This is a genomic window from Stenotrophomonas forensis (assembly GCF_028752115.1).
GTDB classification, from domain to species: domain Bacteria; phylum Pseudomonadota; class Gammaproteobacteria; order Xanthomonadales; family Xanthomonadaceae; genus Stenotrophomonas; species Stenotrophomonas forensis.
Genome location: NZ_CP082270.1, coordinates 948,677 through 975,042 on the forward strand (window position 1 = coordinate 948,677; position 26,366 = coordinate 975,042).

The 26,366-nt window shown below is 64.7% G+C and carries 19 protein-coding genes, 1 tRNA gene, 1 other RNA gene and 1 pseudogene; 11 read left to right on the forward strand and 11 right to left on the reverse strand.

The features are described 5' to 3' along the window. Positions 1-11 precede the first annotated feature (11 nt). Together rnhA and dnaQ are read left to right on the forward strand one after the other, a co-directional pair. Entirely contained in the window at positions 12-464 is a 453-nt protein-coding gene (rnhA, locus tag K5L94_RS04405; protein WP_014036151.1) for a ribonuclease HI, read from the forward strand. A 4-nt stretch (positions 465-468) separates the two neighbouring features. Then, positions 469-1,200, forward strand: coding sequence for a DNA polymerase III subunit epsilon (gene dnaQ / locus K5L94_RS04410; protein ID WP_053512062.1), 732 nt, complete (start codon positions 469-471; stop codon positions 1,198-1,200). A 110-nt stretch (positions 1,201-1,310) separates the two neighbouring features. Here the strand turns inward: dnaQ and K5L94_RS04415 are convergent, their stop codons facing one another. Beyond that, complete coding sequence (locus K5L94_RS04415) at positions 1,311-2,015, reverse strand: PP2C family protein-serine/threonine phosphatase (RefSeq protein WP_008268107.1); 705 nt, start codon at positions 2,013-2,015, stop codon at positions 1,311-1,313. 165 nt (positions 2,016-2,180) lie between these two features. Between K5L94_RS04415 and K5L94_RS04420 the strand changes: the two genes are divergently transcribed. Continuing rightward, positions 2,181-2,271 (forward strand) — tRNA-Ser (locus K5L94_RS04420). Positions 2,272-2,577: 306 nt separating this feature from the next. After that, positions 2,578-2,982: a DUF6165 family protein gene (locus tag K5L94_RS04425; protein ID WP_053448924.1), complete on the forward strand. Its 405-nt coding sequence runs from the start codon at positions 2,578-2,580 to the stop codon at positions 2,980-2,982. A 48-nt stretch (positions 2,983-3,030) separates the two neighbouring features. Here K5L94_RS04425 and K5L94_RS04430 read toward each other — a convergent pair whose 3' ends face one another. Continuing rightward, a complete protein-coding gene (locus K5L94_RS04430; protein ID WP_053448925.1) occupies positions 3,031-4,077 on the reverse strand; it encodes a glycosyltransferase family 9 protein in 1,047 nt (348 codons plus the stop codon). A gap of 20 nt (positions 4,078-4,097) precedes the next feature. On the opposite strand from K5L94_RS04430, the gene K5L94_RS04435 reads away from it, so the two are divergent. From K5L94_RS04435 to K5L94_RS04445, 3 genes are read left to right on the forward strand one after another with little or no spacing between them, the layout of a single operon-like run. Beyond that, positions 4,098-4,847, forward strand: a complete 750-nt coding sequence (locus K5L94_RS04435; protein WP_053448926.1) for a 3-deoxy-D-manno-octulosonic acid kinase — start codon at positions 4,098-4,100, stop codon at positions 4,845-4,847. Continuing rightward, positions 4,847-5,614, forward strand: a complete 768-nt coding sequence (locus K5L94_RS04440; RefSeq protein ID WP_053448927.1) for an MBL fold metallo-hydrolase — start codon at positions 4,847-4,849, stop codon at positions 5,612-5,614. The genes K5L94_RS04435 and K5L94_RS04440 overlap by 1 nt, the downstream gene beginning before the upstream one ends. Continuing rightward, complete coding sequence (locus K5L94_RS04445) at positions 5,611-6,000, forward strand: nuclear transport factor 2 family protein (RefSeq protein WP_053448928.1); 390 nt, start codon at positions 5,611-5,613, stop codon at positions 5,998-6,000. The genes K5L94_RS04440 and K5L94_RS04445 overlap by 4 nt, the downstream gene beginning before the upstream one ends. A 78-nt stretch (positions 6,001-6,078) precedes the next feature. Here the strand turns inward: K5L94_RS04445 and ffs are convergent. Beyond that, positions 6,079-6,175, reverse strand: an RNA gene (gene ffs, locus K5L94_RS04450) — signal recognition particle sRNA small type. Between the two features lie 300 nt (positions 6,176-6,475). Here ffs and K5L94_RS04455 point away from each other — a divergent pair. Both K5L94_RS04455 and K5L94_RS04460 read left to right on the forward strand, forming a co-directional pair. Beyond that, on the forward strand, positions 6,476-6,793 hold the full coding sequence (locus K5L94_RS04455) for a DMT family transporter (protein WP_049456890.1): 318 nt from the start codon (positions 6,476-6,478) through the stop codon (positions 6,791-6,793). 366 nt (positions 6,794-7,159) lie between these two features. Beyond that, positions 7,160-18,069 (forward strand): annotated as a pseudogene (locus tag K5L94_RS04460) (autotransporter-associated beta strand repeat-containing protein). A 57-nt stretch (positions 18,070-18,126) separates the two neighbouring features. On the opposite strand, the gene K5L94_RS04465 reads toward K5L94_RS04460, so the two are convergent. Continuing rightward, positions 18,127-18,570, reverse strand: a complete 444-nt coding sequence (locus K5L94_RS04465; RefSeq protein ID WP_053451250.1) for a GNAT family N-acetyltransferase — start codon at positions 18,568-18,570, stop codon at positions 18,127-18,129. An 82-nt stretch (positions 18,571-18,652) separates the two neighbouring features. After that, entirely contained in the window at positions 18,653-19,771 is a 1,119-nt protein-coding gene (locus K5L94_RS04470; RefSeq protein WP_274512034.1) for a DUF3667 domain-containing protein, read from the reverse strand. A gap of 638 nt (positions 19,772-20,409) precedes the next feature. Here K5L94_RS04470 and K5L94_RS04475 point away from each other — a divergent pair. Continuing rightward, complete coding sequence (locus K5L94_RS04475; RefSeq protein ID WP_274512036.1) at positions 20,410-20,844, forward strand: hypothetical protein; 435 nt, start codon at positions 20,410-20,412, stop codon at positions 20,842-20,844. Here the strand turns inward: K5L94_RS04475 and K5L94_RS04480 are convergent. The 4 genes from K5L94_RS04480 to K5L94_RS04495 form a co-directional block, all read right to left on the reverse strand. Continuing rightward, positions 20,841-21,095: a hypothetical protein gene (locus K5L94_RS04480; protein WP_274512037.1), complete on the reverse strand. Its 255-nt coding sequence runs from the start codon at positions 21,093-21,095 to the stop codon at positions 20,841-20,843. The genes K5L94_RS04475 and K5L94_RS04480 overlap by 4 nt on opposite strands. A 225-nt stretch (positions 21,096-21,320) precedes the next feature. Further along, positions 21,321-21,659 carry a hypothetical protein gene (locus tag K5L94_RS04485; RefSeq protein ID WP_274512038.1) on the reverse strand — a complete coding sequence of 113 codons (339 nt, stop codon included), beginning with the start codon at positions 21,657-21,659 and terminating at the stop codon, positions 21,321-21,323. Next, positions 21,656-21,970 (reverse strand): hypothetical protein, encoded by a 315-nt coding sequence (locus K5L94_RS04490; protein ID WP_274512039.1) that lies wholly within the window; start codon positions 21,968-21,970, stop codon positions 21,656-21,658. The genes K5L94_RS04485 and K5L94_RS04490 overlap by 4 nt, the downstream gene beginning before the upstream one ends. A 71-nt stretch (positions 21,971-22,041) precedes the next feature. Next, positions 22,042-22,812, reverse strand: coding sequence for a hypothetical protein (locus K5L94_RS04495; RefSeq protein ID WP_274512040.1), 771 nt, complete (start codon positions 22,810-22,812; stop codon positions 22,042-22,044). 187 nt (positions 22,813-22,999) lie between these two features. Between K5L94_RS04495 and K5L94_RS04500 the strand changes: the two genes are divergently transcribed. Continuing rightward, positions 23,000-23,263, forward strand: a complete 264-nt coding sequence (locus tag K5L94_RS04500; protein WP_274512041.1) for a helix-turn-helix domain-containing protein — start codon at positions 23,000-23,002, stop codon at positions 23,261-23,263. A gap of 27 nt (positions 23,264-23,290) precedes the next feature. Here K5L94_RS04500 and K5L94_RS04505 read toward each other — a convergent pair whose 3' ends face one another. Both K5L94_RS04505 and K5L94_RS04510 read right to left on the reverse strand, forming a co-directional pair. After that, positions 23,291-24,556, reverse strand: a complete 1,266-nt coding sequence (locus K5L94_RS04505) for an ATP-dependent helicase (RefSeq protein WP_274512042.1) — start codon at positions 24,554-24,556, stop codon at positions 23,291-23,293. After that, positions 24,553-26,337: an ATP-dependent nuclease gene (locus tag K5L94_RS04510; protein ID WP_274512043.1), complete on the reverse strand. Its 1,785-nt coding sequence runs from the start codon at positions 26,335-26,337 to the stop codon at positions 24,553-24,555. Before K5L94_RS04510 ends, K5L94_RS04505 begins: the two co-directional genes overlap by 4 nt. Between the last annotated feature and the right edge of the window lie 29 nt (positions 26,338-26,366).

Consider the following 26,366-nt stretch of genomic DNA (forward strand, 5'->3'; position numbering starts at 1 on the left):
CTGGAGTTGTATTGAAAACCATCGAAATCCACACCGACGGATCCTGCCTCGGCAATCCAGGTCCTGGCGGCTGGGCCGCGCTGCTGCGCTACAAGGGCCATGAGCGCGAACTGAGTGGCGGCGAAGCGCATACCACCAACAACCGGATGGAGCTGATGGCGGCCATTTCCGGGCTGGAGACGCTGACCGAGCCCTGCAACATCGTGCTCTACACCGACTCGCAGTACGTGCGGCAGGGCCTGACCCAGTGGATGCCGGGCTGGATCCGCAAGAACTGGAAGACCGCTGGCGGCGACCCGGTGAAGAACCGCGAGCTGTGGGAGCGACTGCATGCGGCCACGCTGCGGCACCAGATCGACTGGCGCTGGGTGAAAGGCCACTCCGGCGATCCGGACAATGAGCGGGTGGATACCCTGGCACGCAACGCGGCGATCCAGATCCGCGACTCCAGCCCGGTAAACTGAGCCCATGCGTCAGATCATCCTCGATACCGAAACCACCGGCCTGGAGTGGAAGAAGGGCAACCGCATCGTCGAAATCGGCTGCGTGGAGCTGTTCAAGCGCCGTCCGACCGGCAACAACTATCACCAGTACATCAAGCCGGACTGCGAGTTCGAACAGGGCGCGCAGGAAGTCACCGGGCTGACCCTGGAGTTCCTCGACGACAAGCCCGGTTTCGCGCAGATCGCCGACGAGTTCCTGGCCTTCATCGATGGCGCCGAGCTGATCATCCACAACGCGGCATTCGACCTGGGCTTCCTCGACAACGAGCTGTCGCTGCTGGGGCCGCAGTACGGGAAGATCACCGACCGCTGCACGGTGATCGATACCCTGGTGATGGCGCGCGAGCGCTTCCCCGGCCAGCGCAACTCGCTGGATGCACTGTGCAAGCGGCTGGGCGTGGACAACTCGCACCGTGCATTGCACGGCGGCCTGCTCGATGCGCAGATCCTGGGCGATGTCTACATTGCGCTGACCTCGGGCCAGGAAGAGATCGGCTTCGGCCTGGGCGATGAGGACGGCGGTGGCGCAGGTGCAGCGCTGCAGGCGTTCGATACCAGCAAACTGCTGCCGCGCCCGCGGGTGATGGCGACGCCATCGGAACTGGAGGCGCACGCTGCGCGGCTGGAGCGGCTGCGCAAGAAGGCCGGCCACGCGCTGTGGGATGGCCCGAAGGTGGAGGAACCCGCCAGCGCTTAACGCGCGGCGGTAGTGCCGGCCGCTGGCTGGCATCTGCGTGATACGCGGTTTCCCGGTGAGCCGGCCAGCGGCCGGCACTACCGCATCCACGCATGGCGTGGATCTACGGGCTAATGGCAGCGCACCAGGATCACGCTGATGTTGTCGCGGCCGCCGCCATCGAGCGCGGCGGCGACCAGCGTGTCCACGCATTCCTGCGCGCTGGCGTCCTCGAACGCCAGGGTGCGGGCGATGCCGCGGTCGTCCACTTCCTCGGTGAGGCCGTCACTGCACAGCAGCAGCTGCATGCCCGGGCGAAGCTCACCGCTGGTGGTGGCCACGTTCAGATGCGCCGGATCGGTCACGCCCAAGGCCTGGGTGACCACGTTGCGATGCGGATGCGCGCGCGCCTGTTCGGCGGTCAGGTTGCCCTGCGCGACCAGTTCCTGCACCACGCTGTGATCCTGGCTGAGCTGGGCCAGCTGGCCATCGCGCCACAGGTAGGCACGGCTGTCGCCCACCCACGCCACTTCATAGCGGTTGCCCTGCACGCGCGCGGCAACGACGGTGGTACCCATCGGCAGGGTGTCGTTGCGCCGCCGCGAGGCGCGGATGATTTCTTCGTCGGCGGTGCGGATGGCCTGAACCAGCGGCGCGCCGCGGCGGATTTCGCGCACGATGGTTTCGCGCGCCAGCGCACTGGCTACTTCACCGCAGGCATGCCCGCCCATGCCATCGGCCACCAGCCACAGGGCCAGCTCAGTGTCACCGTAGTAGGTGTCCTCGTTGAGCTCGCGGCGCATGCCGGGGTGGGTGAGGTGTCCGAATTCGATCATGGTGGGCAGGGGCGGGGTAATGCTGGGGAGACGGGCATCATCGGGCGGCTGCAGGCATCCGGCAAGGCGTGCGCTCAGGAAATTTTCACTTCATTGGCCGCAATGACTTGTCGTCGGCCTCACTTCCTCGTATGATGCGCGTCCCCGGTCCGCCGGGGACCACCCGGAGAGGTGGCAGAGTGGTTGAATGTACCTGACTCGAAATCAGGCAGGCGTTTATAGCGCCTCGGGGGTTCGAATCCCCCCCTCTCCGCCAGATAAAGAAAAAGGGCTGCCGAAAGGCAGCCCTTTTTCTTTATCTGGCGTGGGACGCGCCGCGCTCTGCGCGTCGCCCCACACGTTGCTGCGCAACCTGTGGGCCCCTCCCTTTGCCGGCCTCTCCCCGCCCCTGTCGGGGCAGCCCCTCAACAGAGGGGCTTGTTCCTCCAGATGCATCGGTAGATCCACGCCATGCGTGGAGGCTGTTCCTGCCGAGCTGAACCATCCACGCATGGCGTGGATCTACCCATTCCGTCGCGAGCTGCGGGTTAAACTGCCTGCATCAACTGCTGGAGCTTTCCCCATGACCGCTGAAATCCTCGTGCCCGTTTCCTTTGGCGAGCTGCTGGACAAGATCTCGATCCTGCAGATCAAGTCCGAGCGCATTGGCGACGAGGCCAAGCTGGCCAATGTGCGCAAGGAGCTGTCGGCGCTGGAGAAGACCTGGATGGCACACCCGGCGGCGGTGAAGGACGTCGCCAAGCTGCGCGCCGACCTGAAGGAGGTCAACGAGCAGCTGTGGGACATCGAGGACGACATCCGGCTGAAGGAGAAGGCGCAGGCGTTCGACCAGGGCTTCATCGACCTGGCGCGCAGCGTCTACCTGCGCAACGACGAGCGCGCGCGCATCAAGAAGGCGATCAACCTGGCGCTCGGTTCGGCCTACGTGGAAGAGAAGTCCTACCAGGATTACGCGCAGCGCGCGTAATCCCGGCCAAGGGGGCAGATCCACGCCATGCGTGGATGGGCCTGCCACTCACCCCAGGTGGTCGGCGACGTAGCGCTCGAAGGCGGCGATGCCGTCTTCGACGGTGATCAGTTCCATCACATCATCGAACTCGATCTTGGTGCCCCACTTCAGATCGGCGGCCTGCTTGGCGAGGTACTTGCGCGCAGCGTCGTCGTAGCGATCCACGCAGTAGCGGCGGTCCGAGTACGGGCCGCTGCGGTTCGGGTTGCTGGCCGCGTGCAGGCCCAGCACCTTCGCGCCCATCGCGTTGGCGATGTGCATGGGGCCCGAATCCGGCGTCATCACCAGGTTGGCGCGGGCGAGCAGGGCGGGCAACTGCTTGAGCGTGTCCTTGCCGACCAGGTCCAGTGCCGGTGTGTGCAGCTGCGCCTGGATCGCGTCGGCCATGCTGCGCTCCAGCTCGCTGCGGCCTCCGCACAGCACCACCTGCCAGCCGCGCTGCGTCGCATGGTTGGCTACCGCAGCGTAGCGATCGGCATACCAGTTGCGGCGCACGTGGCTGGAACACGGCGAGATCATCAGCACCGGGCGGCCATCGTCCTGCCACTGCGCAGCGGCCCACTCATGGGCAGACGGTGGCACGGCCAGGTCCCAGCTGACCTCGGTCTGGCGCAGGCCCAGCGGCTCGCAGAAGCTGCCGATGGCATCGAGCACGTGGATGCCAGGACGGTCGGGGATGCGCTCGTTGATGAAGAGCCCATGCAGATCCTTGGAACGGCTGCGGTCGTAGCCGATGCGGCGTTCGGCGGGAATGAAGGCCGACAGCAGGTTGGCCCGGAACGCGACCTGCATCTGCAGCAGCGCTTCGAAGCGTCCTGGCGGCAGTTGCCTGCGCAGTTCCTTGACGCCGGCCATGCCGCTCTTCTTGTCGTAGGCATGGAAGGTGACGCCGGGCAGGCCATCAAGCAGCTTCTGGCCGACCTTGTCGATGATCCAGTGAATCGGCGTGTCCGGACGCGCAGCCTGCAGCGTGCGCACCAAGGGCACCACGTGGGTGACATCGCCGAGTGCGGACAGGCGCAGGAGGCACAAGGAGGAGGACGCTGATGCCATGTGTTGTTAGACTCAATGAAATGGTCGCATTCGACGCCAATGAAGCGCTGACGCCATGCCGCGAGGGTCGCGGCATCGGGGCCATTCTGTTCGACCGCGAGCGGCTGCGGCAAGCCGAGATCGGCCTGTTCTCGCCCCAGCATTGGGGCAGCAGGGCCCGCCCGGTGGGTGAAGGCGGTCGTGGCAGCGCCTGGTTCATCGATGCGCCGTTCGGCGCCAGCGTGCTGCGCCACTACCTGCGCGGCGGCATGGCGGCCCGGATCAGCCACGACCAGTACCTCTGGCGCGGCGCGGACCGCACCCGCAGCTTTGCCGAGTTCCGGCTGATGCGCGCGCTGCGCGAGAAGAAGCTGCCGGTGCCCCGGCCACTGGCGGCCTTCTACATGCGTGAGGGCCTGCGCTACCGGGCCGCGATCCTGATGGAGCGGATCGAGGGCGTCCGCTCGCTGGCCGACCGCGCGCTGGTCGCCGGCCGGGGCGCACCGTGGGAGGAGACCGGGCGGCTGATCGCCCGCTTCCACCGTGCCGGCCTGGACCATGCCGACCTCAACGCGCACAACATCCTGTTCGATGGCAGCGGGCACGGCTGGTTGATCGACTTCGACCGCGGGGTGATCCGCATCCCGGCCACTGCCTGGCGTGAACGCAATCTCAAGCGACTGCTGCGCTCGCTGATCAAGCTGCGCGGCGAGCGCAGCGTGGAAGACGTGCAGAAGGATTACGCGCGGCTGCGCCGCGCCTATGACATGGCCTGGAACCGGGGCACCTGATGGACTGGTCGTTGCGTTTCCTTGGCGTCGGCAATGCGTCGGCGGTCGAGCTGGGGTCGCCGATGTCGGTGATCGAGCGCGATGGCCGTCCGTGGCTGACCATCGATTGCGGCGGTGAAGGCCTGACCGCGTTCAAGGCGCACTACGGGCACATGCCGCAGGCACTGTTCGTCACCCATGTGCACCTGGACCACGTGGCCGGCTTCGAACGGTTGTTCGTGGACACCTTCTTCAACGCGCACCGGCGCGGCAAGGTGCGCCTGTATGTGCCCGCCACGGTGGTGCCGCTGCTGCACAAACGCATCGGCGACTACCCGAACGTGCTGGCCGAGGGCGGTGCCAACTTCTGGGATGCCTTCCAGCTGGTCGTGGTGGGTGAGGCGTTCTGGCACGAAGGCGTGCGCCTAGAGGCGTTCCCGGTGCGCCACCACTGGCCGGAGACGGCCTATGGCCTGCGCCTGCAGGGCGCGCTGACCTGGAGTGGCGATACCCGGCCGATTCCGGAGATGCTGGCCCGCTACGCCAATGACAACGAACTGATCGCCCACGACTGCGGCCTGCACGGCAATCCGTCGCATACCGGCGTGGACGACCTGGAGCGCGAGTACAGCGCGGAACTTCAGGCGCGGATGATGCTCTACCACTACGCCAGCGTGGCCGATGGCCAGGCGCTGGCCGCGCGCGGGCACCGCGTGGCGCAGCCGGGGCAGTGCGTGCCGCTGGCCAATCCCACTGCGCCGCACGTGCTGGCCCAGGACCCGCCGTGAGCGGTGCCGGCCAGCCCGCCGATGCGGCGCTGGCTGCCGAACTGGAGGCGCTGGAGCGCGCGCTGCATGCGCCGCAGGTGCGAGGCGATCGCGAGTCCCTTGCGGCCCTGCTGGACGAGGATTTCAGCGAGATCGGCAGTTCCGGGCAATGCTACGGCCGTGATGCGGCGTTGCAGGAGATCCCGCTGGAGCGTGAGCAGGTGTTGATCGAGTCGGAACAGTATGCGGTGTGGCTGTTGGCCAAGGATCTGGCCCAGGTGCGCTACCGCTGCCGTTATCACGTGGATGGCCAGGCGCAGCGCTGGGTACTGCGCAGTTCACTGTGGCGCCGGCACGGGCAGGGATGGCGGATGGTGTTCCACCAGGGGACGCCGGAGGCACGGTAGTGCCGGGTCGTGCCCGGCGAACGGCGCCAACCAAGGTTGGCAGCTACCAGAGCGGGGGCATCGCCCGAAAAGGCGATGGCCCCGCCGGCTGACCTCGGCGCCCGCGTCGATCGATACCGTTGCTGCCTTCCGGCCCTGGCGGAGTTTTCGACCTAGCGTCGCGAGGGGCCGACGGGGCCACCATAGAGACGTTGGCCGCCCGGTGGGCGGCCAGTTCACGGATCAGGGGAAGCAGCGCGCGATGCGCCGGAGACCACAGCCGGACTGCACATCAGCTGGCTGATGGCAGACGCGCATTCTAGCGCAGGCAGGCCCATCGGCGCCAGCTTCACGCACTGAATCGGCTGTAACCCGTTCCCGGCAACGGCGGCCGGGGCGCACCCCCGTTGCTAGAATGCCGGCCAGGAGGAACGACCTCCCCCACATCGGGACCCAATGACCAGGACGGCCTGGCCCTACCAAGAGGAGGGCCGTCATGGCCTGGATCTATCTGTTGTTCGCCGGCCTGCTGGAAATCGTCTGGGCCGTGTCCATGAAGCAATCCGAAGGCTTCACCCGGCTCACCCCGACTGTGGTCACGATCGTCGGCATGATCGCCAGTTTCTGGCTGCTGGCGATCGCCATGCGCAGCCTGCCGCTGGGCACCGCTTATACGATCTGGACCGGCATCGGTGCGGTCGGTGCGTTCGTGGTCGGCATCGTGTTTCTTGGCGAACAGGTCAGCCCGATGCGGATCGGCGCGGCGGTGCTTATCGTTTCTGGCCTGGTTTTGATGAAACTCTCCAGTAGCTGAGAGTTTATCCGGGCGGTTATATGCGCGCTCAGGGTGTTTGCCGTGAATAGGGAATGTGCATTTTCGGCAAAATAAATTCATTCACGTATTTTATTTGACGCACGTCATGAAAATAATGTGGGTGATTCACGCGGCACTGTCGGCGCCCGTCGCACAGTGCCGCCATTCGTCGAGCGGAATCGGGGAGTTTTCGCTCCGACGGATACGCTGACGCGTCGTCTTCGCTGCGCGCCCGCGTGAAGATGTGAAGATTTTCAGAAGTTAATGCCGCCAGGCCTTGTTCCCCCATCGGGAGCCGGGATGCGCCGCATCGTCTTCAAAAAACCTGCCCGCAGTGCCATCTGGTCTTTTCATGGAGATTTACCGATGAACCGCATTTACCGTCTGGTTTTCAATCGCGCCCTTGGCGTAATGCAGGTTGCATCGGAGGTCGCTCAGAATCCCGGCGGAAGTGCGGTTACCGCGAAGCGGCCACCACGACTGCGGGCGCATCAGCTGGCGGTCGCACTGGTGGCCACGCTGGCCAGCGGTTCGGCCTTCGCAGCGTGCACAGGCACCACGATCGTCAACTGCGACAGCTCCACCAACATCAACAACTACGCCAACCCGAGCAGCGGCCTGACGTTGAACATCGCCAGCGGCGCGGTGTTCAGCGTGCCTCTGCTGTTGGGCGGCAATGCGGTGACGTTGAGCGGCAGCAACACCACGGTCAACAACGCCGGCACGATCGATCCGTTCCTGACCGGTGGGCTCAGCCTGGCCGCGGCCGGCCTGGTGGTCGGCAACAACACCGCCGGTGGCAGCGCGATCACGGTCAACAACCAGACCGGCGGCCAGATCAAGGGCATCTTCAACATCGGTACTTTGCTGGGCTTCGGCGGCCAGGCGATAACCGCGCAGAATGCCGCAGGTGGGACCACCACGCTGGTCAATGATGGTGCGATTGGAATGTCGCTGCTGGGGGTAGGGCAGCTTGCGGATGCGACGTCGGTGGTGACCTATGGCGGGGCACAGGCCAACGTGACCAACCGTGGCAGCATCACCGGCCGTGTCGGCCTCGGTGCTTCGACAGGCAATACGTTCACCAATGCGGGCACGATCACCGGCAGTGTGCATCTGGGCGATTCCACCGGCGGCAATACCTTCACTGCCGTGGCAGGGTCCAGCGTGGTTACCGGTGGCGGCAGCGCCCCTGCCGGCGTGCTCGCTGGCGTAACCGGGGTCAAGGTCGCAGCGGCGGGCACGGTTGACGCAGGCATCGGCACCGGTGCCGCCAACAACACCCTGGTGCTGCAGGACAACGCCAGCAACAACGGGCCTGCGTCGAGCATAGGCTGGACCAACTACATCGGATTCCAGAAGCTGACCGTCAACAGCGGCACCTGGAACCTGCAGGGACCGTGGTCGGGCACGGGCGCGATCACCCTCGGCGGTGGCGTGGTGAACTTCAACAGCAACACCTCATTCGGTACCGGCCTGTTCACCGTCACTGGTGGTTCGATTGCGGCGAGCGGTGCGGGGCTGTCGCTGGGCAACAATTTCACCCTCAATGGCGGGCTGACCCTGGGCGGTGCCCAGGGCTTCGGCCTGGGGGGCTGTTGTCCGGTACCGGCGGGCTGACGGTCAACAACACCGGCATCGTCACCCTGGGCGCCGCGAACCTGTTCAGCGGTGGCGTCAACCTCAATGCCGGCGGCCTGGTGCTGGGCAATGCCGGCGCGCTCGGCAGCGGCAGCCTGACCGTCGGTGGCAGCGCCTCGCTGGATACGACGGCCGGCTTCAACCTGGCCAACAACCTGGTGATCAATGGTGGCGGCGCGCTGAACCTGCTGGGCAGCAATGCGTTGTCATTGAACGGCTCGATCTCCGGTGCCGGCAATCTGACCAAGAACGGTGCCGGCACCCTGACCTTGAACGGCGCCAATTCGCTGACCGGCAATTTCAACCTGGCCGGAGGCGCGTTGGCACTGGGCGCGGGCGGCTCCCTGTCGCCCACCGGCGCGATCACGGTCGGCGTCGGCACCAGCCTTGACCTGTCTGCAGCGGGCAACCAGACCATCGGTTCGCTGGCTGGGCTCGGCGGCTCGGTCAACCTCGGCAGCCGCACGCTCACGCTCGGTGGGCTGGGCAATACCAGCTACAGCGGCACCTTCGCCGCAGGCACGGGTGGCCTGGTCAAGCTCGGCTCCGGCGTGCAGACCCTGTCAGGCGTCAACAACCTCAGTGGCGGCGTGGCGCTCAACGCCGGTGGCCTGTTGCTGGGCAACGCGGCTGCGCTGGGCAGCGGTGCGCTCAGCGTCGGCGGCAACGTGACGCTGGATGGCACCACGGGCGCGCTTGCGCTCGCCAACACGGTCAATCTGGGGGCGGGCAGCATCCTCAACCTGACCGGCAACCAGGCGCTGACGTTCAACGGCGTGATCGGTGGGACCGGCAGCCTGGTCAAGAATGGTGCCACCACCCTGACCCTCAACAACGCCAACACCTTCAGTGGGGGGCTGTCACTTGCTGCCGGTGGCCTGGTGCTCGGCAATGCCGGCGCGCTCGGAACCGGCGCCCTGAACGTCGGCGGTGCGGTGACGCTGGATGCTGGGTCTGCGCTGAGCGTGGGCAATGGCATCAACCTTGGCGTGGGCGGGCTGCTGAATGTGCTGGGCAGCAATGCGCTGACCCTGGGCGGTGCCATCGGTGGTACCGGCAGCCTGGTCAAGAACGGGGCGGCCACGCTGACGCTGGGTGGTGCGAATACCTTCACCGGTGGCCTGGCGATCAACGCGGGCAAGGTGGCGGTGGGCAGCGGCGGAAGCCTGGCCGCCGGCGGTGCGGTCAGCCTGGCCGGTGCCGGCGCGGACCTGGATATCTCGGCCGGAGGCAACCAGACCATCGGTGCGTTGTCCGGCATTGCCGGCAGCACCGTGACCCTGGGCGGCAGCACGCTCACCTTCGGTGATGCCACCAACCAGACGTTCGCCGGGGTGATCGGTGGCACCGGCGGACTGGTCAAGCAGGGAACCGGCACGCAGACGCTGAGCGGCGCCAATACGTTCAGTGGTGGCCTGAACCTGGCCGCGGGCGGCCTGCTGCTGGGCAACAACAGTGCAATCGGCAGTGGCGCGTTGACCGTCAGCGGAAACGGTACGCTCGATGGCTCGGCCGCACTGAACCTCGGCAACGCCATCAACCTGGGTGCGGCGCTGACCCTGCCGGGCAGCCAGAACCTCACGTTGGGCGGCAACATCACCGGCACCGGCAGCCTGACCAAGAACGGCGCCTCGCTGCTGACCTTGAATGGCACCAACACCTTCAGCGGTGGCCTGACGCTCAACGCCGGCAGCCTGCTGCTCGGCAACAGTGGCGCACTTGGCAGTGGCGTGTTGAATGTGGGAGGCAGCGCGTCGCTGGACAGCAGCGCGGCGCTGAACCTGGCCAACAACGTGGCCCTCGGCAGCGGGGCGGTGTTGTCGCTGCCGGGTTCGCAGGCGATCACGCTGGGCGGGGTGGTGTCCGGTGCGGGCGGCCTGGTCAAGAACGGTGCCAGCACGCTCACCCTCAATGGTGCCAACACCTTCGCCGGTGGCCTGACGCTCAATGGCGGCGGCCTGATGCTGGGCAATGCCGGAGCGCTCGGAAGCGGCCTGCTCGGCGTGGGCGCGAATGCCACGCTGGACAGCTCGGTGGCCTTGAACCTGGCCAATGCAATCGATCTCGATGCCGGCGCGCAGTTGAGCCTGACCAGCAACCAGAACACGGCCCTGGGCGGCCTGATCACGGGCACCGGCGGCCTGATCAAGACCGGTAGCGGCGTGCTCTCGTTGAACAACAGCAATCTCTTCAGCGGTGGCCTTGCGTTGAATGCCGGTGGCCTGTCGGTCGGCGCCAACGGCGCGCTCGGCACGGGAGCGTTGAACATCGGCGGCAACGTTTCGCTGGATGCCGGCGCTGCGGTGACGTTGGCCAATGCAGTGAACCTGGGCGCCAACACGCTGACCCTGCCGGGCAGCAACAACCTGACTCTGACCGGTGTGGTGGGCGGGACCGGTGGCCTGATCAAGAACGGTGCCTCGACGCTGACGCTGTCCGGAGCCAACACCTTCGTGGGCGGCGCCACGGTCAACGCCGGTACGCTCGCACTCGGTGCCGGCGGCAGCCTCGCCGCAGGCGGCGCCGTGGATCTTGCCGGTGCGGGTGCAACCCTGGATATCTCCGCGGCGGGCGCCAACCAGACCATCGGCGCGTTGAACGGCGTGGCCGGCAGCCAGGTTGCGCTGGGTACGCAGTCACTCACCTTCGGCGGCGCCAGCAATGGCAGCTTTGCCGGCGTCATCGATGGCAGCGGCGGACTGGTCAAGACCGGCACCGGCGTGCAGACGCTGTCCGGCGCGAATACCTTCGGCGGCGGTGTCGCACTGAATGCCGGTGGCCTGGTTCTTGGCAACGCGGGGGCGCTGGGAGCCGGGGCGCTGGCGATTGGAGGCACCACCACGCTGGACAACACGGTGGCGGTGAACCTGGCCAATGCAGTGAACTTCGGCAACGGCACGCAGCTGACGCTGGGCGGCAGCAATGACGTCACCCTGGGCGGTGTCGTGGCGGGCAACGGCAGCCTGGTCAAGAACGGCGCCGGCCTGCTTACCCTCAACAACACCAATACCTTCGGCGGTGGCCTGACCTTGAACGGTGGTGGGCTGGTGGTCGGCGCCAACGGCGCACTGGGCGGTGGCGCGCTGGCGGTGAATGCCAGCACCACGCTGGATGCAGGTGCCGGCGTCAGCCTGGGCAATGCGATCAACCTGGCCTCGGGTGTTGCGCTGACCCTGCCGGGCAGCAACACGCTGACATTGTCGGGGGTGATCGATGGCAACGGCAGCCTGATCAAGAACGGTGCCACCACGCTGACGCTGTCCGCTGCCAACACCTATACCGGCGGTACCACCATCAATGACGGCACGCTGGCACTGGGCCTGGGTGGCAGCCTTGCCGCGGCGGGGGATGTCACCCTGGGCAGCGCCGGCGCCGCTTTCGATATCTCCGGTGCGGGCGGCAGCCAGACCATCGGCGCGCTCAATGGCGTGGGTGGAACCACGCTGGCGCTGGGTGGTAATTCGCTGACCTTCGGCACCGCCAGCAACGCCGCCTTCGGTGGCGTGATCAGTGGCAGCGGCGGCCTGGTGAAGGTGGGTGCGGGCGTACAGACCCTGTCCGGTGCCAACACCTTCGGTGGCGGCGTGACACTCAATGCCGGTGGCCTGGTGCTGGGCAACGACGCCGCGCTGGGTACCGGTACGCTCACTGTCGGCGGTGCGTCGACGCTGGACACCACCGGGCTGGCCACGCTGGCCAACAACATCGCGCTCAATGCCGGGCTGACCGTGCTCGGTACCAACGCGTTGACCCTCAATGGCGTTCTGTCCGGTGCGGGCAGCCTGACCAAGGAGGGCGGCGCGACGCTGACCTTGAACGGCGCCAACACCTACACCGGCGGCACCAACATCAACGCCGGTACGCTGGCGCTGGGCGCCAATGCCAGCCTGTCGGCAACCGGTACGGTCAACCTCGCCACCGGCGCCACGCTGGATCTGTCTGCGGGCAACGGCACGCAGCAGTTCGGCACCCTGATCGGCAACGGCACGATCAACCTCGGCGCCAATGCGATCGAGGTGGGCGGGGCGGCCAATGGCACCTTCAGCGGTTCGATCACCGGTACCGGCGGCCTGACCAAGGTCGGTGCCGGCACTGAAACCCTGACCGGAACCAACACCTATACCGGCGGCACGCTGATCAATGCCGGTACGCTGGCGATCGGCCCGGGTGGCAGCCTGTCCGCGACCGGTGCAGTGACGCTTGCCGCACCGGGGACCGGCTTCGATATCTCGACATCCGGCGCCGACCAGACCATTGGTTCGCTGGCCGGGGTAGCGGGCTCCAGCGTGAGCCTGGGCGCGCAGTCGCTGATCCTCGGCGGGGTGGCCAACAGCGTGTTCGACGGTGCGATTTCAGGTACCGGCGGCCTGGTCAAGAACGGAGCTGGCGTCCTGAGCCTGGGCGGCACCAATCTGTTCAGTGGTGGCATTGCACTCAATGGCGGTGGGCTGGTGGTCGGCAACAACGCTGCGCTCGGCAGCGGCGCGCTGACCGTGGGCGGCAACGCGACGCTGGATGCATCGACAGGCGTCAACCTGGCCAACAACATCGGGCTCGCCGCGGGTGTCAATCTGGATCTGCTGGGCAGCAACGCGCTGACGCTGGGCGGTGTGATTTCCGGTAGCGGCGGCCTGATCAAGAACGGTGCGGCGACCGTGACCCTGACTGGTGCGAATACCTACACCGGAGGCACCACCATCAACAGCGGCACGCTGGCCATCGGTGCTGGTGGCAGCCTGGCGTCGACCGGCGCGGTGAATCTTGCCGGTACCGGCACGCTGGACGTATCGGCGGGCAACCAGACCATCGGTTCGCTGGCCGGCGTGGCAGGCAGCACGGTGGCACTCGGTGGCAGCACGCTGAGCCTGGGCGGCACGGTGGACAGCACCTTCAACGGCGCGATCAGCGGCAACGGTGGCCTGATCAAGAACGGTGCAGGCGTGCAGACGCTCAATGGCGCGAGCACCTTCAATGGTGGCGTAACGCTCAATGCCGGCGGTCTGGTGCTCGGCAACGACGCTGCGCTGGGCACCGGCGCGGTAACGGTGGGTGGCAATGCCACGCTCGATTCGAACACCGCAGTGACGCTGGCCAACAACGTCATCCTCAACAGCGGGCTGACCGTCCTGGGCAGCAACAACCTCACCTTCAACGGCAACCTGAGTGGCGCCGGCTCGCTGACCAAGGAAGGCGCCGCGACGCTGACCTTGAACGGCACCAACAGCTACACCGGCGGGACCTTCATCAATGCCGGTACGCTGGCGCTGGGCGCAGGCGCCAGCCTGCACGCCGGTGGCGTCGTCAACCTGGCCTCGGGCGCGACCTTCGATCTGTCGGCAGGCAATGGCACGCAGACCTTCGGCACCCTGATCGGCAACGGTACGGTGAACCTGGGTGCCAATACGCTGACGATCGGTGATGCCAGCAACGGCACGTTCAGCGGTTCGATCGGCGGCACCGGTGGCCTGGTCAAGGAAGGCAGCGGCACCGAGACCCTGACCGGCACCAACACCTTCACCGGTGGCACCACCATCAATGCCGGCACGCTGGCGATCGGCGCGGGCGGCAGCCTGGCCGCAACCGGCGCGGTGACCCTGGCCAATGCCGGTACCGCCTTCGACATCAGTGCAGGGGGCGCGCAGACCATCGGCTCGCTGGCCGGCGTGGCCGGCAGCACGGTGTCGCTGGGTGGCAGCACGCTGACCCTCGGTGGCGTGGGCAACACCACGTTCGCTGGTGACATCACCGGTACCGGCGGCCTGGTCAAGAACGGTGCCGGCGTGCAGACGCTCAGCGGCAGCAATACCTTCAGCGGTGGCGTGGCGCTCAACGCCGGTGGCCTTGCCCTGGGCAACAACAACGCGCTGGGAACCGGCACGCTGACGGTGGGCGGAAACACCACGCTGGACGGTACCACGGCATTGACCCTGGCCAATGGCATACAGCTGGCCAGCGGCACGCTGACCTTGCCTGGCAGCAACGCGCTGACCTTGCCTGGCAGCAACGCGCTGACCCTGAATGGTGCGATCGGCGGTGCCGGCGGCCTGCTCAAGGATGGTGCCTCGACGGTCACCCTGGGCGGTGCCAGCACCTATACCGGCACCACCACCATCAACAGCGGAACGCTGGCGGTGGCGGCCGGTGGCAGCCTGTCCGGTGCCAGCACGGTCAACCTGGCCGGTACCGGGACATTGGATATCAGCGCCGGCGGCAACCAGAGCATCGGTGGCCTGGCCGGCGTGACCGGGTCCAGCGTGCTGCTGGGTGGCGCAACCCTGAGCACCGGCGGCAACAACGGCAACACCACGTTCGGCGGTGTGCTCAGTGGTACTGGCGGCCTGGTGCAGGGCGGTACCGGCACGCTTACCCTGACCGGCAGCAATACCTACACCGGTGGCACCACCATCAATGGTGGCAGCGCGCTGCAGATCGGCAATGGCGGCACCACCGGGTCGGTACTGGGTGACATCACCAACAATGGCAGCCTGGTCTACAACCTCGGCACCACCGCAACCGTGGGTGGCGTGGTCAGCGGCAGCGGCGGCCTGACCCAGGCCGGCAGCGGCACGCTGGTGCTGACCGGCAACAACACCTACACCGGCGGCACCACCATCAATGCAGGCGGCACGCTGCAGGTCGGCAATGGCGGTGCGACCGGCGCGATCGTCGGTGACATCAGCAACAACGGCGCACTGGTGTCCAACGTCGCCGGCAACACCACGCTGGGCGGCACCATCAGTGGCAGTGGCGGCCTGACCCAGGCTGGCAGCGGCACGCTGACCCTGACCGGCAACAACACCTACACCGGCGGTACCACCATCAATACCGGTGGCACGCTGCAGGTGGGCAACGGCGGTGCGACCGGTGCGATCACCGGCAACGTCGCCAACAACGGCAGCCTGGTGTTCGACGTGGCGGGCAACACCACCGTCGGCGGCGCGATCAGTGGCAGTGGCGGCCTGACCCAGGCCGGCAGTGGCGTGCTGACCCTGGTCGGCAACAACACCTACAGCGGCGGCACCACCATCAATGCGGGCGGTACGCTGCAGGTCGGCAACGGCGGTGCCAGCGGTGCGATCACCGGTGATATCACCAACAATGGCGCACTGATCTCCAACGTTGCCGGCAACACCCTGCTGGGCGGCACTATCAGCGGCAGCGGTGGCCTGACCCAGGCGGGCAGCGGCACGCTGGTACTGACCGGTACCAATACCTACACCGGCGGCACCACCATCAATACCGGTGGCACGCTGCAGCTGGGTAACGGCGGAGCAACGGGTTCCATCGTCGGTGACATCACCAACAACGGCTCGCTGGTGTCCGGCGTGGCCGGCAACACCACGCTGGGCGGAACCATCACCGGCAGCGGTGGCCTGACCCAGGCGGGCAGCGGCACGCTGACCCTGACCGGCAACAACACCTATACCGGCCCGACCACCATCAACGCCGGTGGCACGCTGCAGGTGGGCAATGGTGGCGCTACCGGCGCGATCGGCGGCAGCGTCACCAACAACGGCAGCCTGGTATTCAACGTGGGTGGAAACACCACCGTCGGCGGTGCAATCAGCGGCAGCGGCGGCCTGACCCAGGCCGGCAGCGGCACGGTGACCCTGACCGGCAACAACAGCTATACCGGCGGGACCACCATCAACGCGGGCGGCACGCTGCAGGTCGGCAATGGGGGCGCCAGCGGCGCGATCACCGGCAACGTCACCAACAATGGCAGCCTGGTGCTCAACGTCGGCGGCAACACCACCGTCGGCGGCACCATCAGTGGCAGCGGCGGCCTGACCCAGGCCGGCAGCGGCACCGTCACTCTCACCGGCAACAACACCTATACCGGTGGCACCACCATCAATGCCGGTGGCACCGTGCAGGTTGGCAATGGCGGCGCCAGTGGTTCGATCACCGGCAACATCACCAACAACGGCGGCCTGGTCATCAACACGGGGGGCACCACGACACTGGGCGGCAGCATCAGTGGCGGTGGCAGCATCGTGCAGGCCGGCCCGGGTGGCCTGAACCTTGGTGGCAACGGCGGCGGCTTCAGCGGCACCGGCCAGGTCACCGGCGGTGGCCTCAATGTCACCGGCACCATCGGTGGCCAGTGGACCATCGGCAGCGGCACCGGCTTGTCCGGCACCGGCACCATCGGCGGTACCGGTGGTGGCGTGACCGTATCCAGCGGCGGCGTGCTGTCGCCGGGCAATGGCCCGGGCAACGGCAGTGGCACCGGCAATGGCGTCGGTACCATCACCATCGGTGGCAACCTGACCCTGTCGCCGGGCAGTACGCTGGGCATCGATCTGGGCGCCACCGGCAGCGACACGGTGCAGGTGGGAGGCAGCGCCAATGTGGGCGGCAGCACCGTGCAGGTGAATACCATTTCGCCGAGCACCAGCTACCAGCAGGGCCAGCAGTACACGGTGGTCAATGCGGGCGGCGGCGTCAGCGGCCAGTTCGCCGCGGCGACCACGCCGTCGGCCTTCCTGACCATCACCCCGGTCTACACCGCGAACACTGCGAACCTGAAGATCGATGTGGCGCAGACTGCAGCGTTCACCACCGTGGCGAAGACGCGCAACCAGTACAACACCGCTGCGGCGCTGGACAGCCTGCCGCAGAGCGGTCCGGCGCTGGGCCTGTACAACACGCTGTTGATGTACGACGCCGGCACTGCGCGCAGCGCGTTCGACCAGCTGTCCGGCGAAGTGCATGCAGCCAGCCGTGCAGTGCTGCTGTATGACAACTACCTGGAAGAGGGCATCCGCCAGCGCCTGGGCAGCGAGTTGCCCACCGTGCGTGGCGAGCGCGCTTCGGCGTGGCTGGCCGGCAGCGGCAAGGTCTTCAAGCAGGATGGCGATGGCAACGGCGACGAGATCCGTTCCAACCGCAATGCGGTGATGGCCGGCGTGGACTGGCAGCTGGATGAGCACGTGGTGCTGGGCGCGGCCGCGGGTAGCGAGCGGTTGGATACACGCCTGTACGATCGCAACTCGCGTGCCCGCCTGCGCGGTACCACCTTCGGCCTGTATGCACAGGGCGAGTGGAACAACGGCTTCGCGGTGGGCGGCAGCGTGTCGCGCGGCGATTACCGCACGCGCACCACCCGTGAGGTGCCGTTGCTGGGCCAGACCCTGCACAGCCGCCAGGATTCGGATGTGACCATCGCCCAGGTGGAGGGCAGCTGGACTTGGACCCACGGCAGGACCCAACTGCAGCCGTACGTGCAGTTCACCAAGCACTGGGTCGACAGCGATCGTGCGACGGAGCAGGGCGGCAGCGCTGCGCTGGTGCTGGAAGGCGGCAAGGACACGCTCAATGTCAGCACGGTGGGCGTGCGGGGCCGCTGGGACGTGGGCAGCGGCGAGCGTTTCCCGGCACAGCTGACCGTCGGCCTGGGGTGGCAGCACGCCTCCGGTGACACCGACGTGGCCAGCCGCAACCGCTTCGCGGTGGGTGGCGATGCCTTCGACGTCTACAGCGCGGTGATGGCGCGCAATGCGCTGGTCAGCCAGGTCGGCGTGGCGGTCGGGTTGGGCCGCAACAGCCAGCTGTCGATGTTCGTGCAGGGCCAGCACGGTGATGGCCGCCGCGATGTCGGCGGGCAGATCAACCTGCGCGTGGGCTTCTGAGGGGAGTAGGCCGGCAATGGATCCACGCACGCCGTGGATCCGGGGCGGGGCGGAGGGCTATACCCTCCGCTCCATCTCCACGGCGTCGATCCCGGCGCCGTGGCCATCGGGCACCACCCGTGTCACGTAGAAGCCGAGGCCGGCATAGAATCCTTGCGTATGCTGGCTGGTGCTGAGCGTGATGTGCGTGATCGACGAGTCCGCTTCGGCCTGGCGCAGGCGTGCCAGCGTCAGTTCGCGGCCGATGCCCTGCCGGTGCAGCGCTCGCTCGACCATGCCCCAGCAGAAGCCGGCGCTGCCATCGCCACGGCGTGTGATGCCGCCGCAGGCGATGACGCTGCTGTCGCGCTCGATGACCTGGAAGGCAAAGTCCACCGCCTGCACGAGCAGGAAGCGTTCGAAATCGCTGCGCTCTTCGGCGGCGAAGAACGTGGGCACGTTGCTGTCGAAGATCGACAGGCAGGCGCTGGCATCCGTGGGGCGGTAGAGGCGGAGTTTCATGCGCCCACGATAGACGATCAGCAGTATCAGAAGATCCACGCCACGCGCGGATTCAGGGGTGACACGCCATGCGTGTCTCCCCTCAGGCCGAAATGCCCGCCAGTACCGCGTACATCACCACGAAGGTCACCAGGAACAGGTACACGCCGCCGATGGCGAGGTAGCGCAGTACGATGAACGCCTTGTTGCCGCCATACACGCGCTGCTGCATCCACAGCAGGTACACCGGAACCGCCAGCCACAGCAGGGCATACAGCCATTGGCTGAGTGTGGCGATCGTGGGTGATGCGAAGGCATTGCCGATGCCGGCGACGAGGAACGTTGCCAGCAGCACCATCATCAGCCAGCAGTGGCTGTAGAGGGCGACCACCAGGTGCTCGAGATAGCCCATCGGTCGACGGAGGTAGGCGATGCGCAGCACCAGTGCGAACACCGGCATCAGGAAGAACAGGGCGCCCGGCAGTGCGGTGAGGATCGCCTGCATGTAGAGATCAGCCTTGCCGCCCATGCGCTTGATGTTGGTGTTGCCGTTCTGCAGGCGCTTGTTGAGCCATCGGTTGGCGAACTGCGGCCAACCATCGAGGACGATGGGATTGCTGTCCGCATCCCAGGGTTTGCCGTTGACGGTGTGATCGAAGAAGGTGCCGTATCCGCCCGTGGTGGTTTCAGGGGCGACGGAGCGGGTGCCCTCGAGCTCTGCCTTGCGCTGTGCGGCGGCAGCATTGACTGCAGCTTTCGCCATGGCGAAGCCGGCGTTGCCGGTGGCGGGGGAGCTGGCCTGCTGTTGGTCGATCAACGCCAGCTGTCGTGCGCGTGCGGCTTCGACCTGTTCCGAGGTGGTGGCCTTGGCGTACACCGAGTCGCGTCCGCCGCCCACACCGAAATCGTCGACGTGTACGAACAGCTTGCCGACGAAGAAGGTGAACAACGTGAGGATGACGAACAGCCGCAGTGGTTGTACGTATCCCACCCTGCGGCCCTTGAGGTAGTTCAGCGCGATGCGACCGGGCACCCAGAGGTCGCGCAGCGTGCGGAAGATGCGCCCATCCAGATGCCAGAAGGATTCGAACACTTCCTCGATGGCGTGGCCGACATGCTTGAGCGGGTTGTGCGCCGATTGCCCGCAGCGATGGCAGTAATGGCCATGCAGGGCGGTGTCGCAGTTCTCGCAGGCGGCGTGAGCGGTGTCGGTCGAGCTCATGGGCGATGGGCGGCATTGGGTGAAGGCGCCTACGATAGCGAATTTTCAGGTTTCGTTCAGTTTTGTTTGAGGGGCCGCGGGAGTGTGAAAGGCGACCAAGAGCATCCACGCATGGCGTGGATCTACGGATCGGTCTGGAGGAACAAGCCCCTCTGTTGAGGGGCTGCCCCGACAGGGGCGGGGAGAGGCCGGCAAAGGGAGGGGCCCAAAGGTTGCGCAGCAACGTTTGGGGCGAAGCGCGCGCAGCGCACTTCGCATCCCGCGCCAGATAACTGAAAAAGGCTGCCCTTTCGGGCAGCCCTTTTCAGTTATCTGGCGGAGAGAGGGGGATCGGATCAACTCCAACCTAACCCCTTGACCCTGCAGCAGATCGCAAACCGGACATGTGTCCTGTGTTGTGTCCCATGATTGTAACCGGACTAATCAGATTCCGGCTTGTCGTCATGGCGGGCTAGGGCACGACCGTTCTACGTTGAGGGATTGGTTGTAGGCGATGCACCTTAGGCATTACTCTCGAGAGGGGTAAGAAGCATCCAAAGGTAAAGCCGAAGGCGTGGATGTGGTGTCTGATCTAGTCGAGCAAAGCTGCGCATCTGGCGGAGCTGATTCCGTCAAACGCCTTACTTCAAGGAGTTGATATGGCAGATGAGAAACCGAAAGCGATCGTTTTGGGGGTCTTCGATGAAGATGATAAGCCTGTTGGTGCGATTGCAGTGACCAACGACGATCGCTTGGATGTTGAAGCAGTATTGGGCGATTTCCAAGACTGTTTGGATGAAATCTCAGAAGCGTTCGACATCAACGACGATTCTGCTGTCGTCACTGATGTCGCCGAAGCGTGGCTCGAGTCTGAATTTGAAGCATTCGATCCAGTGAGTTGCTTCTATGACCCGAGCATTGGAACTTCGGTTAGAAAGCTCGTGAAGTATGTGGCCGGTCGACTAGACGCTAAGACAGTAGGGTATATCCGCTTTGAAGTCGGCGGCGTCAGCGAAATGAGGGTTCGATTGGAAGATGTCCTTCCTCTGACCCCTAAACCTGCGCCGGCGAGGCGTAGTCCTAAGCCCTTTTAGTTGATCTTGCGATTCTTGGCTTCTGGCTCCCCTTTGACCAGTTTCACGGACGGCTTAAGACGGCCGGGAACATTGGCGATGTTTTGATCCTTCCAGCGCGTCCTATACTGTGGTGCAGAGCGGTGATGGTTGGTTTGCCAATGTTGAATGCAGAGTTCTGTGGCAACATCGGCCTCTTCTTTGGCTAGGGCTGCTGGGAGTCTGCTTAGGGCTGCGAGAAATGCGCTGTTCCAAAAATCTTCAATATTCATATGCGAGATTCTTTCGAAATGTTGTAGGTTTCTATCAAAGCGCGAGAGGGTGTCAAGCGGAGACGCGACGCCCTCGTCCCAGTTGTTCCGAAATAGGGCATAAAAAAGCCAAGGTCCACTCCGAGCGCAGGACCTTGGCTTTTCAGTTGAAGGAAGGTTGGGATTTGGGGCCGTTGTCAGGTCGTATGCAGATGGCTGGATATCTGACATCTGCGTTACGCGGTGCTACTCAATCAACTTGGCATACATGACGAAGAGAAACATCGGCAGCCCGCTCAGGACAGCGAAGGCCCCCAGTGCGCCCATCAGGGTCAGGACGGTCATGGTCCACCACTGCCACCAGGCGAAGCCCTTACCCCTGGCCTGAGCCACTCGAGCCTCGGCAGGGTAGAGGCGTCCTACCTTCCGTGTTCCTCGCCGGGCCATAAGCGGCCCGACAATGAACCCAAAAGGTCCCAGGAAGAGCAGGGTCAAGGAGTACCACCAGAAGAACCGCTCCCTGGGGGTCATCAACTTGCGGCGGGCAGGGGGCGACTGGTCAAGCAGCGGGGGAGGGACGCTCATTTGGCGTAGGCCTTCCAGCTCCCGGACTCCTTCGCATATCGAAGATTTTTGCTGACCGGGATGGGCACCTGGCGGCCGCCGATATCGATGGAAACTTTCCCCTTGGTGTCACAGCGGTAGCCCTCCATGTCTTGGGCCTCGACGCATCCGGTCAGTTCGAAGTCACGGATGTCGCCAACCCGTCCAGCCCCGCTTTCCTCCAGAAGGGTGGCGAGTGCCCTTTCGGCATCGTTAGTAGACGGCTGGCCACCGCAAGCAGAGAGGGTCAGTGCAATGGCCAAGCCGGCCAGGGTGGGCCATGTTGCTTTCATCGTTCGTTCCTTGATTGGTCTAGTTTCGGCGGCAGGCATCTGCCGCCCAGGTAGGTGGCGATGGGGGTGGATTACTTGTCGCGGTTGCCTTCTGACTTGAAGCCTGCGAGCCACATCCTCGAATCTTTGAATGGCGTCAGCAGGCCGCTGGCTCCCGGGTGCAGATCCGATGTTTGGATGAAGCCGCTGACCCAGGCCACGCGAAGGGCTACGTCGACGGCCCGGTCGGACACCCCTGGGCGGCTCACGTTGAGGACGAACGGCTGGCTGGGAGGGTTGGGGCCGGTTGACCGGTTTGAGCCTGTGTGGGGCCTGCCTGCCGGCACCCGAACACCAGTGAGGGCATCTCTGCCTTTCCACAGGGCGGCGGTGTTGAGCTCGGCCGTGTCGCCCAGGTCGTCGGTCTCCGTCAGGGCTGCATTGGCGCAGGTCTGGAAGACCTCTGTGGTCGACGCGGAGGGGCTTGTCCAGATGCGGGCCTCGACGGTCCAGCAGGGCAGCGACGCCCCCCACTCCAGGAACGTCAATGCCATCCTGGGCCATTCCAGCCTGCCGAGCTGGGCCTGCTGGTGGTTGTCTGCTTTGAAGAGGCCTTTGATCTTTCCGGGTCCGCTGACCGGCGTGTAGATGGCACCGGAGCTGGCGCCGGCGTTCGTGCCCGTCTGGGCTGGTTTAACTCCGATCATTTGCTGCCCCGCGTCCTTCAGGCTGGTGCCCAGCTGGCGAAAGAAGCCCGGCTTGTTAGGGACCTCATCCTGCTCAGCATGGGTCTGAGCGCTGGCAGGAGTGCTCATGACTGCGATGGCGAGGAGCGCGACGGCTCCGTGTCGTGCGTGCTTCATGTAATAAAGCCCCTGTAGGGTCGCCGGGCTGGCGACATTTGCCATATTGGCAAATGCAACGCAAACTTGGAACCGTCAGACTGCGGGCTCAGTCAGCAATCGTTCGATCTTTGCCCCAGTGCCTGCCCCGATCGCCCCTGTCAGAACCCTTGGTCGCCGTTTGCGCGAAGCCCGCCAGGCAAAGGGGATGACTCAGGCTGAGCTTGGGGCGGTGCTGGGCCTGGAGGACGAAAACTCGGCTGCTCCGCGCATTTCGCGATACGAACGCGGGGATCGGATGCCAGACGAAGAGACCATGGAGGCGTTGGCAGAGGCCTTGGGTCTGCCCGTGGCATATTTCCACGCCACCTCCGACACATTGGCCGAGGTGATTCTGCTTGTCTCAAAGCTGCCACTGTCCAAGCAGAAGGAAGCGTTGAAGCGGCTGCGCGAACTGTCAGCCTCTGCCTAACTGTAGACGGGACATGACGCCGCTTAGCTACTGCTTGAAGGGCGGCTCATCGAGGTGCTTCTTCGCCTGAACAAGGACCAAGCACTCCACTTTTGCCCGCGTCACTGCGTTGTAGAGCAGTCGCCGCTTCTGTTCATTGTCTCCGGACGTTGCCGCAGGCCAAAGAACCACAACGTGGTCAAACTCCCTGTTTTTTGCTCTATGCACGGACATCGCCTTGTAGCCGAGGTCTGAAGAGCGCTGGAATCTGGCGCGGTTTGCGCAAATCTGCTTGACGGTGGCTGCGAGCATCTCTCGAGAGATAGCTACTTCACGTCTGGTTCGAATCAAGCGGTCTACCCAGCGGGAAAACTCACCATAAAGGACGTGATCGCCAGTTGCTCTCACCGCCTCTAGGGCCTCGGCAGGCGTAGCAACAGCGGGAGCAACTATCCGGGCCAAGAGTGCTTCCACGACCTTATCCTCAGCCTGCTCCCAGTCGATTCGATAGGGTCCATTGCCATGCTTGGTGGCCTTAACGGCCGACGCCATCAAAGTATCTTCTGCGAACGCCTTTACTACGGGGGATATGACCGCCAAGGATTTACCCTTGACCTTCCAGCCGATTTGATTGCTCAAAAAGGTAGATGCCAGTGCGGCGTTGGCCGTCGCTTTGAACGAGAACCCGGGGCCGCAGGGGAGATCCAAGCCAGACCTGAGTGCCGCGGCTGCGTCGAGCAATGAGCCCACGTTTGTGCGCATCGTCCGCTCCAGCTTTACGTGGTCTTCTTGGAGTTGAAGCCAGCCCCACGCCGGATTCGGTCGAAGGGCAGCGTCCAGGCACTGGAACTCATCGGCAGCAATGAGCGTTGTCAGCTCCGTTGCAAGGTGGCGGACAACGTCAAGGCGGTTTGCAGAGAGATCCTGAGCCTCGTCGATGATCAAGACCGGATATGACGCCTTCACCCAAAGCACAACGTGGCGGTGGTTAAGAAGAGCTGCTGCCACCCGACACGTCTCTTCGTATTCGGATTCAAGCGGCTCGCCGTAGCGCTCTTGGATGGCCAGAGACTGCCAGCGTCGAACAATCCGGGCGGCGAAGCTGTCCAAAGTGGCGCATTCGTAGCGGCGATCCATGCCGGGAACCCTGGCAAGTCGGTCATCTAAGCGCCGCCGAGCGCCGTGCATGAAGGTCAGCGCTAGAACTTTGCGCCCGTCCTCCAAAGGTTTCTCGGCAATAACCTGTGCAAGCTTCTGCATCAGCTGGTATGTCTTTCCACTGCCCGCCCCGCCGGAAAAGACGGCAACAGTCATGGCTGGAAGACCCAAGCGTTCTCGGCCCTGCTAAAGCGGGCGCTCTCCAGGTCGGCGCAGGCCAATGCCAAGCCTTCGAATAGCTCCGACGCTCGCCCTCTGCATGCCTCATTGTCAACAACGGCCTCCGCAATAGCTTCGTAGAGCACCAAGTCGCACTTTTTCGTTTTTGCATAGGCGACGACCATGGCCACATCTGCATCAGCCAACGCTGGGATATCCCTTGCGATGACCGCAATCGAAACGGGGTCTGCAGAGAAAACCCAGGACAAGATATCCTCAAGCATCTGACCGTCGGGCCATCTGATGATAGAGCTAGGACTAGCCCCGGCCCGAGCGAGTTCCCCGGAGTATCGGAAGCCTTCACCGTCGCCATCCACAAGGCAGCAAACGCGTGGATGCACCCGCTGAAGGTCTGTCCAAATCTCAACAACCTTGGCATCTTCGGTCGGAACTAACCCGACTTCCAATCCGAATGAGTGGGCATGCTCGCCTGCCCAGCCTTGCCTAAGCATCAGTGGCTTGAGGAGTGTCTGCAGCAACAGGTGATCTGAGCGGCCCTCGGGGACCAGCACAAACGAGTGCATGAGGGCGTCAATGACCTCAGTCCGGTTGTGCTGGTAGAACTTGCGCTCCCAGTTAGCTGCTTGACCATCAAGATTTTTCTCCAGGAAAGGCTTGGCGGTCAAAATCCCGCCAGTGTTTCTGAGTAGCAAAACTGAGGTGGGGTCAGCCATTGCCGCAATGGTTGGAGAGTGAGTTGTAACAAATGTTTGTGAGGACAGTGCCTGGACTCTCAGCACAATCTGCTGCTGCGTTGCCGGGGGTAGATGAAGCTCTGGTTCTTCCAGGGCCATGGTGAAGCCTTCGCCCCCTTTAGCACGCAGTCTTCCAAGCTCAAGGAGGAGGAACAGCCCCTGCAACGAAATCAATCCGTTTCCTTGGCGGGCGGCGGGCACGCTGGGCCCGTTCGGCACAGCGTAATGGGGTGCCACGGCATCCAACACGGAACGACTGTCCGTGGAGGTGACACGAAGCTTCAGCTTGGGAGAGCCCGCTATGCACCGGGCAACCTCGTCGTTGACGCTGTTGATGAGGGGAGCAATCTGCTTGTCGTCCTCAATGGCGGTTTCAGGTAATCGCAGCTGGTCCCGCTGGGCAAGGATAGCGCCCGCTGGCTGAGCGGCTGCGGCATGCAGGGTCCTGCGAAAGAGTTCGCTGCCCCACGACAGCACTCGGTCCCACGTCCGACTTGCTCTAACAAGGAAGAACCCAAACTGCTGTATGAGACGGTTAGGCACCGCAACGGGCGAGTCTTCATCGAACGGGTCGATCGCGCCATCGTGATCGTGGAAGTAGCGCACGACTTCCACTGTGAGTGACAGCTGATCAAAATAGGCTTGGACTGCAATCTGGCAGCAGAGATGTTTGGCGGTCTCTGTTGGTAAGGGATGAACCGTGCCGGTCGCCTCGTCCAGCCACTTCGGGACAGCACGTCCATCTCTGAACCATTCGGGGTGTTGATTGGGATCGTTGCCGCCAAAGCCCGTGATCGTCGCAATCAGTTTGATGCGGTCATCTGGCTGCGGGTCTGATCCGAAGAAGTCGTGCTCTGTAAGGTCTCGTATCAGACGATCTCTTCCAAGGAGCAGCGTGAGCGCCTCGATAACAGTGGTCTTACCAGTGTTATTGCCTCCAACCAGCACCACGTGTTTGCTGAAGCGCAAGTGGCCTTCACTTACGCCACGGAAGTTGTGGATGGAAAGATCTGCAACTCTCATGATTTCCCTGCATGTTATGGGGCGCGGAT